General features: G+C 36.0%; 14 protein-coding genes and 1 pseudogene. 11 read left to right on the forward strand and 4 right to left on the reverse strand.

Annotation, left to right across the window (positions count from 1 at the left end):
* Both U8D43_RS11755 and U8D43_RS11760 read right to left on the reverse strand, forming a co-directional pair.
* Positions 1-543 (reverse strand): annotated as a pseudogene (locus U8D43_RS11755) (transposase); the annotation flags it as partial.
* A 68-nt stretch (positions 544-611) separates the two neighbouring features.
* On the reverse strand, positions 612-1,274 hold the full coding sequence (locus U8D43_RS11760; protein WP_335871373.1) for an acyltransferase family protein: 663 nt from the start codon (positions 1,272-1,274) through the stop codon (positions 612-614).
* A 496-nt stretch (positions 1,275-1,770) separates the two neighbouring features.
* On the opposite strand from U8D43_RS11760, the gene miaB reads away from it, so the two are divergent.
* Both miaB and U8D43_RS11770 read left to right on the forward strand, forming a co-directional pair.
* Positions 1,771-3,315, forward strand: a complete 1,545-nt coding sequence (gene miaB / locus U8D43_RS11765; RefSeq protein WP_335871374.1) for a tRNA (N6-isopentenyl adenosine(37)-C2)-methylthiotransferase MiaB — start codon at positions 1,771-1,773, stop codon at positions 3,313-3,315.
* Position 3,316: 1 nt separating this feature from the next.
* Positions 3,317-3,748 (forward strand): YlbF/YmcA family competence regulator, encoded by a 432-nt coding sequence (locus U8D43_RS11770; RefSeq protein WP_335871375.1) that lies wholly within the window; start codon positions 3,317-3,319, stop codon positions 3,746-3,748.
* Positions 3,749-4,694: 946 nt separating this feature from the next.
* Here U8D43_RS11770 and U8D43_RS11775 read toward each other — a convergent pair.
* On the reverse strand, positions 4,695-5,753 hold the full coding sequence (locus tag U8D43_RS11775; RefSeq protein ID WP_335871376.1) for a DUF3900 domain-containing protein: 1,059 nt from the start codon (positions 5,751-5,753) through the stop codon (positions 4,695-4,697).
* A 126-nt stretch (positions 5,754-5,879) separates the two neighbouring features.
* Here U8D43_RS11775 and U8D43_RS11780 point away from each other — a divergent pair, with 126 nt between their 5' ends.
* The 7 genes from U8D43_RS11780 (at position 5,880) to U8D43_RS11810 (ending at position 12,084) form a co-directional block, all read left to right on the forward strand.
* A complete protein-coding gene (locus tag U8D43_RS11780; RefSeq protein WP_335871377.1) occupies positions 5,880-6,167 on the forward strand; it encodes a hypothetical protein in 288 nt (95 codons plus the stop codon).
* 659 nt (positions 6,168-6,826) lie between these two features.
* Positions 6,827-7,045, forward strand: coding sequence for a helix-turn-helix transcriptional regulator (locus U8D43_RS11785; RefSeq protein WP_335871378.1), 219 nt, complete (start codon positions 6,827-6,829; stop codon positions 7,043-7,045).
* A complete protein-coding gene (locus U8D43_RS11790; protein ID WP_335871379.1) occupies positions 7,045-7,455 on the forward strand; it encodes a hypothetical protein in 411 nt (136 codons plus the stop codon). The genes U8D43_RS11785 and U8D43_RS11790 overlap by 1 nt, the downstream gene beginning before the upstream one ends.
* A gap of 278 nt (positions 7,456-7,733) precedes the next feature.
* Positions 7,734-8,411, forward strand: a complete 678-nt coding sequence (locus U8D43_RS11795; protein WP_335871380.1) for a response regulator transcription factor — start codon at positions 7,734-7,736, stop codon at positions 8,409-8,411.
* The gene (locus U8D43_RS11800; RefSeq protein ID WP_335871381.1) at positions 8,408-9,769 is read left to right on the forward strand and encodes a sensor histidine kinase; all 1,362 of its coding nucleotides are present in this window, start codon (positions 8,408-8,410) and stop codon (positions 9,767-9,769) included. The genes U8D43_RS11795 and U8D43_RS11800 overlap by 4 nt, the downstream gene beginning before the upstream one ends.
* A 479-nt stretch (positions 9,770-10,248) precedes the next feature.
* Positions 10,249-11,439 carry an MFS transporter gene (locus tag U8D43_RS11805; RefSeq protein ID WP_335871382.1) on the forward strand — a complete coding sequence of 397 codons (1,191 nt, stop codon included), beginning with the start codon at positions 10,249-10,251 and terminating at the stop codon, positions 11,437-11,439.
* 294 nt (positions 11,440-11,733) lie between these two features.
* Positions 11,734-12,084 (forward strand): VOC family protein, encoded by a 351-nt coding sequence (locus U8D43_RS11810; protein ID WP_335871383.1) that lies wholly within the window; start codon positions 11,734-11,736, stop codon positions 12,082-12,084.
* Between the two features lie 358 nt (positions 12,085-12,442).
* Here the strand turns inward: U8D43_RS11810 and U8D43_RS11815 are convergent, their stop codons facing one another.
* A complete protein-coding gene (locus U8D43_RS11815) occupies positions 12,443-12,883 on the reverse strand; it encodes an Rrf2 family transcriptional regulator (RefSeq protein WP_335871384.1) in 441 nt (146 codons plus the stop codon).
* A gap of 197 nt (positions 12,884-13,080) precedes the next feature.
* On the opposite strand from U8D43_RS11815, the gene U8D43_RS11820 reads away from it, so the two are divergent.
* Positions 13,081-13,845, forward strand: a complete 765-nt coding sequence (locus tag U8D43_RS11820) for a nuclear transport factor 2 family protein (protein WP_335871385.1) — start codon at positions 13,081-13,083, stop codon at positions 13,843-13,845.
* 82 nt (positions 13,846-13,927) lie between these two features.
* Positions 13,928-14,770, forward strand: a complete 843-nt coding sequence (locus U8D43_RS11825) for an SIR2 family NAD-dependent protein deacylase (protein ID WP_335871386.1) — start codon at positions 13,928-13,930, stop codon at positions 14,768-14,770.
* The last annotated feature ends 7 nt before the right edge of the window (positions 14,771-14,777 follow it).

The following is a 14,777-nucleotide window of genomic DNA, read 5'->3' on the forward strand; positions in this document are numbered from 1 at the left end:
TACCCCCATCAAAAGCGACTAATGGATGGAAACCAATCGTCCCATAGTGAGCATTGTAAGCTGAAGACTCTTGATTTCCATAGGTATCGGAATGAGTAGAATCCAAATCAATTAGGAGTGATTTGGACTCTCGGAATCGATGAACTTTGTCAAGAAGCTCTTGGTTCGCTTGATTTAATTGTTCGGTGGATTTGGCATCAAAACGCCTGAAAAAACGAGACAAGCTAGGTTGAGAAGCCAAAGCATCTGTACCAATGATTTGTGTAAAAACAGGATCGGTCGTCAAGTGATCCGCAGCGTCATCTTGAAAATACCCTGCGATCAATTGATACATCTTTTGACGAAGCAACTGTTCATTCGAATGAACATAGTATCTTCTGTTATCCTTTAGTTTTGATGATGAGCGACTGTTTTGGAGAAACCTATTTTTTCATCAAATTCTCTAATAAGAAGTTCACCTGTGTCAGAGGAAAGAGAACCTCCTTGATCTGATAATTTAATCCTAGGGTTGAAATCCAGTGATATTTGGGGTAAAGTAGCCATGAAAAGAATCCTTTCTGTTGGTTATTTGGTCGTACTTATACCCTATCAGAAACGGATTCTTTTTTCATTTATTTCATGCATGTATGATCTAAAAGAAAGCCTGTTAGATATGCGTTTGTAGCTATTATTAAAAATTCTATGAATAATTCAGGACTTAGTAAAAAAATAGAAAAAGTGATTGAGAATATAGAGACCATTTTTGCTTTAGAAGTTTTTATCCACTCTACATGAGCTTGATCAGCATAATAGCCCATTAAGAAAAACGGGAAGAAAAAGAATGTTCTTGAGACACTGATATAATGACCTGCGCTATCTACCAAACCAATCCCCACTCCGATAATAATAGAAAAGATAATTGGCTGTTTAAGACGAGTGAAGACGAACAATAATAAATTCCAACTGTAAACACTTAGCAAAAACCACAAACCAAAGCTTGGAGAAAACCAATTAATTGAAAGAGAAGCGTTATACTTGTAAAAGAATTGAAAAATCAAGAACGGGATGAGTAAACGGATGGTTATTTTTTCAATATATCCAGCCTTATAGAACTTCTTTGAGAAAAATCCTGTGATCATAATCAAGGCAGGCATACGAAAGGAGCTTAAAAAGTTATTTAAGCTATAAATAAACTCATGATTCTCTTTGAATGGACTGATTAAATGGCCAAACACAACGATTAGAACGAGTAAAAATCGGGAATTATCTAGAAATGGATCACGAGATGTTTTCATTTTGTTAGTCTCCTATGATATAAATATTAAAATCCAGTGAAGATTCAGTACTCGTGAGAACTCATTCCTCTTCAATGTGTTGTCACGATACTTTGGTTATATACACAGAATTATTCACACTAAAACATCCCTGCCATCATAAATTTGTTTTTCTAAAATACTAAATTAAGAGCTTAGCAAACTCCAATTTTGATAAATCAGATAAAGAAAACATCAATTGTAATCAACAGGGGACGCCAGCATATCATTGGCAATCAGGATCGTTGTGACAACAATAATCCTGATTGCCACTATCATTTCTCTACTGTATAAACAATTCTCAATGTGACGAAACCGCGTCACACATGTCGATCTAATGAACAAACAATCACACATATTGTGAAATTCCCTAAAAACCTTTATACTATACTAATGTGTATGTTGAGTGAGGCATGCTGAAATTGAGTTAAATACGAGTGAACGTTTGTCGTTTTGCTTTGATAGAAAGGGGATTTTCATGAACGAAGAACAGCGTTTAGAAAGTCAAAAAGTAAAGAATTCTAATCCAGCGGACAAAAAATCCGTCAAGGATTATAGTAAATATTTTGAATCTGTGTATGTTCCACCTTCATTAAAGGATGCTAAAAAGCGTGGAAAAGAAAAAGTAACATATCATGATGATTTTACGATTTCGGATGAATTCCGCGATTTTGGAGCGGGTAAGAAATTTTATATCCGCACGTATGGTTGTCAAATGAATGAACATGATACGGAAGTAATGGCCGGAATCTTTATGGCACTTGGCTATGAAGCCACTCATGGTACGGAAGATGCAGATGTTATTTTGTTAAATACATGTGCGATTCGGGAAAATGCTGAAAATAAAGTATTCGGTGAAATTGGGCATTTAAAAGCCTTAAAGCGCGAAAAACCAGAGTTATTGATTGGTGTCTGTGGCTGCATGTCCCAAGAAGAATCCGTTGTAAATAAGATTCTCCAAAAACATCAGCATATTGATATGATTTTTGGTACGCATAATATTCACCGTTTACCTGAAATCCTTAAAGAAGCTTATATGAGCAAAGAAATGGTCGTAGAGGTTTGGTCAAAAGAAGGCGATGTAATTGAAAATCTTCCGAAAGTGCGCCGTGGGAATATCAAGGCCTGGGTGAATATTATGTACGGCTGTGATAAATTCTGTACGTATTGCATCGTTCCATACACGCGAGGAAAAGAACGGAGCCGTCGTCCAGAAGAAATCATCCAAGAAGTTCGCCATCTAGCTGCACAGGGATATCAAGAGATTACCCTTCTTGGTCAAAATGTGAATGCGTACGGTAAAGATTTAGAGGATATGAACTATGGCTTAGGAGATTTAATGAATGAAATGCGTAAGATTGACATCCCGCGTGTTCGCTTTACAACGAGTCACCCTCGTGATTTTGATGATCATTTAATTGAAGTCCTAGCGAAAAAAGGAAATCTTGTTGAGCATATTCATCTTCCAGTTCAGTCGGGATCTACCGCTGTGTTGAAGATAATGGCACGTAAATATACAAGAGAACAATTCATCGAGTTGGTTCGTAAAATCAGAGTGGCTATTCCTGATGTTGCGCTTACGACAGATATTATCGTTGGCTATCCAAATGAAACAGATGAACAGTTTGAAGAAACATTATCTTTATATCAAGAGGTTGGCTTTGAAGCAGCCTATACGTATATCTATTCTCCTCGTGAAGGTACACCTGCTGCGAAAATGGAGGATAATGTACCGATGGAAGTGAAAAAGGAACGATTACAACGTTTAAACGCCCTTGTAAACGAGTCATCTGCAGCAGCCATGAAGAAATTTGCTGGTGAAGTTGTAGAGGTGCTCGTTGAAGGTGAAAGCAAAAACAATCCAGATGTTCTTGCCGGCTATACGCGTAAAAGCAAGCTTGTGAACTTCAAAGGACCTAAGATAAGTATTGGTAAGCGTGTAAAAGTAAAGATTACGGATACTAAAACATGGTCGTTGAATGGTGATATGGTAGAAGAATTTGAAGCGGTTGAGGTGAAATAACATGACGAAATACTCAAAAGAAGATATTATTGCACGTGCACGTGAACTAGCAGGAATGATAACCGAAACAGAAGAAGTGGATTTCTTCAAACGTGCAGAAGCACAAATCAATGAAAATCAAAAAATAAGTGAAAAAATCGCAAGTATTAAAAGTTTACAAAAACAAGCTGTTAATTTCCAACAATACGGAAAAGTAGAAGCGTTGAAAATGGTCGAAGAAAAAATCGACAAGCTTCAAGAAGATTTAGACACACTTCCGATTGTTCAAGAATTTAAACAATCACAGGGAGATGTGAATGACCTATTACAAATGGTTGCTTCTACCATCTCAAATTCTGTCACAGATAATATTATCAAGTCAACAGGAGGAGATCTTTTAAGAGGGGAAACGGGCTCTAAAGTAGAGCACTCTTCTCCTGGAGGCTGTTCATAAGAGGTAGTTTGTTGCTTAGGATAGCAATATAAATCATATGTAGAGAGCGCACTGGTTATTGAAACTGGTGCGTTCTTTTGTTGAGCCATTCTAATATCTGTCTCATTATCAATAGTTTTTGAGTGTAATTAAGGGGGAATCCAATAATTTGAGAAAAAGTTAATTTGAGGAATGAAGAGAAAAAATTGGCTCTTCGCTATTTAGTGTTGACAAGACAATTTTCTAGGGTTCAATTGATGCTACCATTTTAGCTTAATGTCAGGATTCTACATATTGATTAAAACAAGCGAAAAACCAAACCGGACAAGGGAATGAGTTCAATTGCTCGCTCAGCATTCACCACCTGTTACAAGAATAATTGATTGAGTTCCGAAACCTACATAGTTGTTTGAACTAAATACTAAATAGCGAAGAAGCAAAAATTTCTACCTGTAAGCTACACGATGTTTTCATAATGGATCTCTAAAAGGTTATGAAAGTATCAGATCTATCCAGTGAAAAATATTGAAAAAAGAATAGTTTTTTGAAATAGGCTCATTTTATATACATTATCATTCAATACTATTATCGAGGGAATGCTCCTGAGTAGGATTTTCAAATTATTAATCTACGTGAAATAGGAAAACGTCCATTATTCATTCGGAAAGAGAGAGAAAAAGGGGAGATAGTATCTTATCAGTACCATGGTAGATAAATCACTTTAAAAATGAACCCAAGAAATACAGTTTAGGTGGTTTAAATAAGCAAGAAACTGAACATTCAGCAGGCTCTTGCTTATTTATTTGTGCTATGGATGTGTAAAAAATCTTGGTAGCAGGAATTTATAACAATGAATTTCAACCAGAACCATTAATTTTATCCGCTCGAGGAAAAGTAAATGACTTACACTTTAAATACTATTCCTCATCAGAAAAACAAGAATCCTAGCAACAATAAACTCTAAGTGTTATTTTTCAGCAATCTTATTAATCACGGTGTGAAGGTCATCAGGCTTATGAAATTCAATTGGTGAGAAGCCTTTTTCAAATGTTATTTGATCTCCTTCAATGACTAGGACGTATCGATCGTTGATTTTGGCTAAATGAACAGAGTCCCCGAAGTCTGCTAATAAGGATTTCACTGAAATATGGTCAAGTTTCAATTTCAATTCGACTTCTGGTGATTGTTCCACAATATGGTGGGTGGCTTCAACAACTTGTTCGGTTGACAGTCGCTCCTGGATTTCTCTTTTTGGACTCACCGCCCAATGTTCGATGGCTTGAGTAAATTCTGCTTTTTCCTGACTTTCTTCTTCAAAGGCTTCTTCGATATGATCACTAACCATCTCTATTACTTGGGTCTTCACGATTTCTGGCATCGACCGTTCATATTCGACAAATTTCAGGAAGTCTTCAAAATATCTTGCGTGTGAAGCCTGATGAATCTTAAGTTCTGCAGCATCCACCATGCCATCTTCTGGCATGTATGGATAGACAATGCTTTTCATGTTTTTCGTAGTAATCGCCATTTCGACGTTATGAATCATCGTAGCTTCATCGGTGATTGTGGCGACTTTCGGTTCAAAATCGCATTTCAACATGAAAAGAAACGGGTCGTCAAAAAACTTTGTAAGCTTCGCTGATATTGCTAAAAATACTCCACCCCGAGCGGCACTGGTGTCAATATATGTTTGGACAAAAGAGTCAGCAACATCCCTGTAAGCTTCTACCGTTTCTGCAAAACGGGCTTTATGAAATTGATTATAATTAGGATTAGACGTTAATTCATGGCCGGGTTCGACAATAAAGCGACCGATTTTAGTTGGGGCATTTTCTGATTTAGCATGACGATCTACTTTTCGTTTTACAATCCGGGCGAGTTCACCGTCTAAAAAGGTTTTTAAAGGACTTTGATCATATCCGCTAGAATCGAGTGTTTGAAAGTGCTTGAACTTCTTATGTGCATCTTCTCCAGAGCCTTCTACTTGAACTACATAAAAGGATAAGTATTGAATAGTAAAATCCATGGTCATCCCCTTTTCTTCGATTGTCTCAGTATAAGAAAAGTTGTGTTATTCGTCAATCTTTGTATTTGCTTGTCAACTTGTACAAAACAAGTAATAATAGAAGTAGATTAAAAAAGGAGCAAGAAAATGCATAAAAAAATTACGATTATATTAGTCGCATTGATTGCGGTTATTAGTGTGTATACAATGACAACATCCCGTCCAGATTTTACCGGGGAGATTATTGAAGTAGATGTTGGCTATATTTTGCTGTCAAAAGGACAATCAACGAACTCAGAAGAAGATAATACAAAAATTTTGATTACTTCTCAAACTCAAATAAAGGAAGATAAAACGTTAAGTGTAGGAAACGAAGTAAAGGTGTGGGTCCACTCAGGTACAAAAGAAGCAAAAGTAATCAAGTGGAGTAATTAGAAGGATAGATGAATAATCTTTTGAAACTCATTCCTTCACTGTAAGTTTGATTTCGGTATTCTTTTGTATCATTGTCTATACAAGGTACGAAAAAAAAGAGAAATCCCATGCATTTTGATGAGAGTAGCCACAAAGCTTGCGTATAGAACCTCTTAAAAGCTGTAGTGTGGTCCATCACATTAATGCAAATATATAGAATCAATAGACATCCTGAAAAGGGTGTTTTTTAGTGTTAATTTACAAGCTAGATTAAAATGAACGGCGTATTAAGTAAATTTATTGCTATCAGATTATCAATTAAATTGGCTCAGCTAATCCAGTTAAGCTGTTTTCGCAAAGTTTGTGGCTTTTCGAACCAGTCGATAAACGATGATATAGCTTTGTTTCGGGCATCATTTCGTCTATTATTGATGGGAATCATCAGTGAAATGAGCTATTTAATCAAAAATCAGATGCAAAAGCAACAATGTATACGAAATGAGCCATGCAAAAAGAGCCTCCAGTTAGCATAACCACCGAAAGGGAATTGAACACAATCCTATCAACAAAGAGAGAAAGAGATTTGTGTGAAAATTGAACTATGTAAAGATATCTTTACATTAATGTTGAGATGGAATAGACTATATGTAAAGATATCTTTACATAATGAGGTGAAGGTTGTGGTAAGAGTCATCAATCATATCAAAGAAATACGTCAACAAAAAAACATTTCTCAAGTAAAAATGGCTCAGGATTTACAAATAACTCGTCAGACTATCAATGCGATCGAGAAAAATAAATACAACCCCAGCTTAGAGCTGGCTTTAAAATTACTAGCTTATTTTGATGTATCCTTGGAACAATTATTTTATCTAGAAGAAGAAAAGGGGAATAAGTGATGAAGAGAAGATACCAACTGTTAATCCATTTTTTTATGACCCTATGTGTTTTAGGTGGAGGATTCCTTGCTGCTTTTTTAATTGCAAGAGAAACAGGGAAGTTTTCTCATGAATTGGCATGGGCAGTAGTAGGGGGAACACTAGGAGGTGAAGCCATCTTTTTAGTGATGGCTTGGTGGCACAAGCGTAAAAATGGTCAAATTCCAGTTGTGGATGAGAGAAGTCTTCTAGTTTTAAAAAATTATTTCTTAATCACACTATATATAGTCTTAGTTGGGAGTTCAGCTCTGTTGCTAATCTTATATTTCTTAGGAGTGAAATCAATCGAAACAGGAGCTATCATTGCCTACATGGCTGTACTGATTTCATTCATCATGCTTGGAGCCATCCTAACCAAGCGCTTTGCTTAAAGTGAAAAAGTTTGTAATATGTCAATTGATAGATCAATATTGGACAGAAACCAGAGAAAGGGGCCTGTTGTTTTGTAGAAAAAGGTTATACTTTCGCATGGGACCATGCATGTTGGCACTGAGAGACTTTGGGGTTCTTAGGAGATAATTTTCTATACGTATTCCGGTTGAAATGCGAATTCTCAGCCATTTTTATAGTAGCTAACCACAATGTTAACGAAAAAAGTTAATATACATTAAACAGTTTGCTTGTATAAGAAGCGAGGAGGTATAGAATCTTGGTGAAGATTCTGATTGCAGATGATGATCCTAGTATAGTGAAATTACTATCTTTATATATCAGAAATGAAGGATTTGATGTAGTAACCGCAAGTGATGGAGAAGAAGCGCTTTTCATCTTGGAAAAAGAACGAATAGACCTTGCCATGATCGATATTATGATGCCAAAAGTGAATGGATATGAAGTGTGTGAAGAAATTCGTCGATATTATGAGATGCCTATCTTAATGGTTACAGCAAAAGGGGAGTCACATGATAAAATTCAAGGATTTCGCTATGGGACTGATGACTACGTGGTGAAGCCATTCGACCCCATAGAAATTGTAATGCGGGTCAAAGCTCTATTGCGTCGCTATCAAATCGAAGCATCTCATCAAATTGAAGTAGGAAATGTGAAATTGAATGATGCGACGAAAGAATTGAAAATTAAGGAGAAAAGGCTCATCATTCCCCTAAAGGAGTTTGAAATCATCTATACTCTTGCAAGCTACCCGGATCAAATTTTCACACGAAATCAGCTCATTGAGAAAATTTGGGGTATGGACTATGAGGGCGACGATCGCACCGTAGATGTCCATATTAAAAGAATTCGTGATAAGCTTTCAAGTTATGATGCAACTATTTCCATCAAGACAATCAGAGGACTGGGATACAGATTTGAGGGAGAAAGAGTATGAAAAGTTTATATGTACAGATTGTGCTCACCTTTTTAGGGGCCATTTTGGTAAGTCTGGTTTTCACGTATCTTCTTTCGGGCCGTATTCATATGTATACGGTTTCGGACCGTTTAGAAAGTCGTTTGGAGGTTGTTGGTAAGGGATTTATTCAATATTACAAAGACACTTCTGCAGAGACAGTCGCACCCTATGTAGAGGCGATGTCATCCCACAGTTTTGAATTGCTATTGTTCAAAGAAGGTCAAGCCACTCCCGTACACGGTCAAGATAGAGAAGCTTGGAAGATTACCGAAAATCAACTCCAGACCGTTTTGTTGGGAGGAGTTTATCGACGTCAAGATTTGCCCCCCAAAAAAATTATAGGGCTCCCCTTCGAAAAAGAAGGTGAGTCCTATGCATTATTCATTCGGCCAAATTTTAAATTCTTTTTTGAAGATTTTGAGAAATTGGTGCTGACTTTGTTTGGAACTGTACTTGTGATAGGGAGCGCCATCTTCGTGTACATGACCAGATGGATTATTAGCCCCATCAAAGAAATGACGAAATCGACAAAATTATTAGCTCAGGGAAATTTCAACGTGCATATCGACAATAAGCGAAAAGATGAAGTAGGTAATTTAACGCAGAGTTTTAATCACATGGTGAAGGGGTTAAGTGAGTTAGATGAAATGAGACAACAATTCGTCGCAAATGTCTCGCATGAAATTCAGACACCCCTCACGTCAATTCATGGATTTTCTAAAGCCCTCCAAGACGGAGTCATTAATGATGAAGCAGAAGCGCTGGAATATTTATCGATTATTGAAAGTGAAAGTAAACGTCTCTCTGTATTAAGTAAAAATTTATTAAAATTAGCGACATTGGATTCCAATCAAGCAATATTGGAGGTAGAGACTTATTCTCTAGACGAACAGTTAAGGCAGGTGGTGGCATCGCTAGAACCGCAATGGTCGAAAAAAAATCAAGAGATGACTGTAGAAGTTACACCTATTTCGCTTGAAGGGGATAAAGCGCAATTGAAGCAGGTTTGGATCAACCTGATCAACAATGCGAGTCGGTACTCGCCTCAACAAGCTCAAATTAACGTAACTAGTTCAACTGACCATGATGAAGTCATCATCACCATTTCAGATACCGGGGTGGGAATTTCAGAAGAGGATCAGTTCCGAATTTTTGAACGGTTTTATAAAGTAGATCCATCTCGGTCAAGAAAAGGAGAAGGAAGTGGTTTAGGGTTATCAATTGCACAAAAAATCATCCAACTCCATCAAGGTTCAACCGAGGTGGAAAGTGTGCTAGGAAAAGGAACGACATTTCGAGTGCGCCTTCCCCTCAATGATGTACGAAAGAACGTCTAGAGGATTCTAGATAGATACGACACTTGTTAGAGATATCTACTGAAAAAAATATTGTGAAGAAGTGAGTTTGGTCAATTTTTTAGGAAAAGCAGTTTTCACGAAGATTGTGGCTTTTCGGGTCAGTTTATTATCCATAATATAGTATTGTTACGGGAATCATTTCGTCTGTTTTTGAAAAAAAATCAACAGTGAAATGGAGGGTTTAGTCAAAAATCAGGTGAATTAGCTACAGTGTACACGAAAAGAGCTTTGGAAAAAACCACATATTTAGCCAATAATTATTTTCGAATGATTTAGAAATATCGTACAATAGATAAGAATGAATTTTTAGGAGGAGATTTTATTATGTCAAAAACAATAGCTAGTAACTCCCATTTAAAAGCAGGAGTGAGAGCAAGTTATCCAAGGTAAATCTAACATGCTTCATTTCCTGCTAGTTTTTTACTGAATCGGATTTTAGTATTAGCAGGAGGAACACATTGAAGAAAAACACTTTAGCAGCTCATAATATTCGTTTTTTATTTTGGTCCCAAATTTTTGGGAGTATTCGTTTTATCCAGCCCGTGTTAACCTTGTTCTATTTTGCACGGAATTTAAATGAACCACTAATTCTCTTGGTGGTGACATTTTTTAGTCTAGGTGTATTATGTGGGGAAATACCTACTGGGATTTTTGCCGATCGATTTGGTGCAAAGAAATCGTTCTTATTGGGATCTTTACTAGGAATTGTTAGTCATGCTGTATTATTGTTCGCCTATGAACCGTGGCTATTCTTTCTCAGCAGTTTTCTGGCAGGGGTGGCAGCGACATTTTTTAGTGGGGCGGATGAGGCTATCATTTATGAGTCGTTGCTTCTTTCACAGGAAGAAGAGCTGATGGACAAGGCAATGGGGAAAATTGGGTCAGCAAAGTTTTTAGTATCGATTATCGTGGTGATTATTGGTGCTATCCTTGCGAAAGACCTTACAAATGATCAATTTCAACATCTCATTTTCCTTAGTCTCCTATTTATGTCGGTCGAATTCTTTCTATTATTCTATATTAAAAATCCACCTCAGCAAGGTGTGTACACGAATGGAATTCCATCACAACTAAAAGAAGGATTTTTTGCTATTAAAGAAAATCCGCAAGTATTATGGATGTTTATTAATATCACCTTAGTCTTCATTCCGGCAACAGCTATATTTGAAAGATTCGATCAAAAAATATTAGTGGATGCAGGTCTCCCTGTTTATATGATTGGGATTGTCTATGCGTTTGCGTCATTAATCGGTTTTATGGTCTCTCAATCCATAGGATGGATGACGAAAAAGGTGAATGAGGTTCGTCTGCTGTTTATTACAGGTATGATAGCAGTTATGAGTTTGATTACTGTTGCCCTGTTCCATTCGTTTCTATTAATAGTCTTAGTGATGTTAGTGAATCTAAAACTAGTGAGTGCTATTAGATACCCTGTTTATTCTAAACTATCAAATAGAATGATTCCAACAAACGTAAGGGCTACAACCATATCTCTACTATCAATCTTGGATTCTGTATTTGACATCTTTATTTTTAGTCTGATAAGCAGTGTGGCTATTGGGGGACTTACGCCAATTTTCATCGTGTGCGCTGGTATCGCCTTGTTAGGTACATTGATTCCAATTGTACCTTTGAAGGAAAATAAATGACAACAATCGTAAAAACACACCCGTTTGAGTGTGTTTTTACTTAATCTTGAATTCAATTGATTGCTAACTATCTAAAATTAAGCTTTGGTACTAACATTTTTCATCTGATTGCACTAAGATCATATCCAACTCAAATTACTTTTATTGACCTAAACAAAAAATCAGTACAAGAATCTTTGAAGGATGTGTGTACTCTTAAGAACCAATTTGTGATAAACTTAAATTATCAGAATTTACAAAAAATATTCATTCGATGAGTATAGGACTATTGGTATAAAAGGGAGGTTATTTCAAATGATTGATAGAATTGACACCTTATGTTTAAAGGTTCGTAATGTGGAAGACGCAAGTAATTGGTATCAGCAAATATTAGGGTTTAAAGAGACTTTTCAAGATAAAGGTTATCGTATTTTAGCTGTGGGAAATGGTAGTGTTCCTTTAACCATTGAAGAGGGAGAAACTAATCCGTCTGCTCATCAATGTTACCCTATTTTCTTTTCATCGGAATTGAACCAAACCTATGAAAATCTAAAACAACAAGGTGTAAAGGTAAGTGAATTACAGTTTGACGGGGTAAATAGCTTCTTTGATTTATATGACTTAGATAATAATAAGCTACAAATTTGTTTTTGGTCAGAGGTATAGGACAGAGTAGCATTATTAATAACGAGAATTATATCTGCCCGCGTTATTATGAATCTAGGATATATAAGAAATCGCAAAGTAAAGTGGAGAAGATAGAATAAGTAAGGGTATCTCTTTACAATTAACTCGTTCGGTTGAGGGAGAGAAAATTTAAATAACAGCTGAATTTACATTCAAATTTGCACTTAAAATTAAAGGATAATTTATAGTAAAAAAAAATCACTCAAACTTTGAGTGATTTTTTTAAAATCTAGAATAGCGTTCAATTGTTGTTGTTCTACGTTCGTTAGGATAGTGTAGATTTTATGAATTAACATGAAAAAACGGCATTCACTTATTGGCTGCCATTTTCTAATTATTAAACATTATTCAACTTCTCTTTCTCTAAAATATCCCTTACCACATCTTCTATAGTTACGCGCCCAAGGGCCTTTTCCATAGCTGTTTGGGCTATAGTAAAGAGTGGACCAATTGTACTTTGAATATTTCTTCCTACGGGACAATCCGGATTTGGGTTTTCGTGTAAGCTGAATAGCTCCTTTTCCTGAACAACATTAGCAGCTTTATATACATCAAGTAATGTTATTTCTGATAAATCCTTTGCCAATTCTGTCCCAGCAATACCTGGCCTAACTTTTACCAACCCAGCGTTTTTAAGCATACCCATAATTTTTCTGATCACCACAGGATTAGTGTTTACACTCCTAGCCAAAAATTCTGAAGTGCTGACACCACCATTATTTATTTCAATAAGTGCTAAAATGTGAACCCCTACCGCAAACCTACTGCTTATCGACATTTTTTATTCACCCACCTTTAATTAACACACAACATAATAATATACCTGTAATTCATTTTATTACAAGTCTATTTTCCCTTTAATACATAAAAGATAAAAAGGGTTTTATTAGTATTGACAAAATACAAAGATGTAATTATTATTATTACAGGTAATCAATTTGGTTACATTATAAATATCAGAGGAGTGTTAATAATATGACAACTAATAAAGAGAAAGCAATTGAAGTGTTACAAAGCCTTGAAAACGGAAATCCAACGGCTATTCAGGAATACATTAATCCTTCAAAATATATTCAACACAACTTAGGCTTCCCAGGTGGAAGAGAAGTAATGATTGGTGCGTTAGATGATCTTAAAACAGCTGGTACTAATGTAGATATTAAGAGAGTTCTTGTAGATGGTGATTATGTAGCTATCCATACAGATTATCATTTCTTCGGACCAAAAGCTGGATTTGATATCTTCCGTTTTGAAAATGGACAAATCGTTGAACATTGGGATAACTTACAGGAAAAAGTCGAAAAAACTCCAAGTGGACACACCATGTTCGATGGCACAACAGAAATTTCTGGTGAGGAAAAAACAGAAGAAAACAAAGTATTGGTTAAGCAATTTGTACAAGATGTGTTAATGGGACAAAACGCAGAAAAGTTGACTTCATACTTTGACGGTGACAATTACATTCAACACAATCCAGCTATTGCTGATGGTCTTTCAGGACTAGGTGCTGCTTTGGAAGCGATGGCAAAACAAGGTATCCAAATGGTTTACAATCAGATTCATATGGTTCTTGGTCAAGGTAATTTCGTGTTATCAGTAAGTGGAGGTACTTTTGCAGGAGTACACACTTCATTCTATGACCTATTCAGAGTAGAAAATGGCAAGATTGCTGAACACTGGGATGTAATGGAGACAATTCTTCCAGAAGAGCAACGAAAGAACACAAACGGAAAGTTTTAATAAGAATTAAGTTGAGAGAAGGACAATAAAAACCGACCTTGTTTTGAAGAAGGTCGGTTTCTTAATTAGAGAGGTGTAGCATATGAATGCTTTTGAGACACGAATACAACAAACGAAAAATGCAATGGAAAATGCAGAATATATTTTGTTGGGTGGTGGTGCAGGATTATCGACTGCTGCTGGGATTGAAAATGGAGGAAAAAGATTCTCAGATAATTTTGCTCCTTTTATTGAAAAGTATGGATTAACAGATATGTATTCATCAGGTTTTTATCCGTTCTCAACACAGGAGGAAAGATGGGCATACTGGGCTAAACATATCTTAGTAAACAGGTACGAGCCAGATGCGACTAAGCTTTATAGAGATGTTTTTCATTTGGTAAAGCAGAAAAAATATTTTGTTATAACAACTAATGTAGATAGTCAGTTTGAGAAGTATGGTTTTCCTTCTGACAAAGTATATGAGTTCCAAGGCAATTACGGGTATTTGCAGTGTACAAGAGGTTGTCATAACAAGGTGTACAACAATGAATTACTGGTTAAGGATATGGTTGATAAAACGGTAGATTGTAAAATCCCATCTGAACTCGTTCCTAAATGCCCTGTTTGTGGCGGTAATATGGATCCTTATTTAAGGATTAATCAATACTTTGTACAGGATGAAAAATGGTATGAATTAAATAAATTTTACCACCAGTTTTTACAGGAATCCAAAGGAAAGAATGTTATTTATCTTGAGTTGGGTGTTGGGTTTAATACACCTGGAATTATTCGTTATCCATTTGAACAAATGACTTACCAAAATGAAAATGCCACATTAATTCGCTTTAACAGGGAATATCCAGAGGGTTCCAAGGAAAACAGAGAAAAAACTATTGCTTTTACTGAAAATATTCGAGATGTGGTATTAACAATAATGAAGTAAGGAAGTG

Origin of the sequence: Bacillus sp. 2205SS5-2 (assembly GCF_037024155.1) — a bacterium.
GTDB lineage: Bacteria > Bacillota > Bacilli > Bacillales > Bacillaceae_K > Bacillus_CI.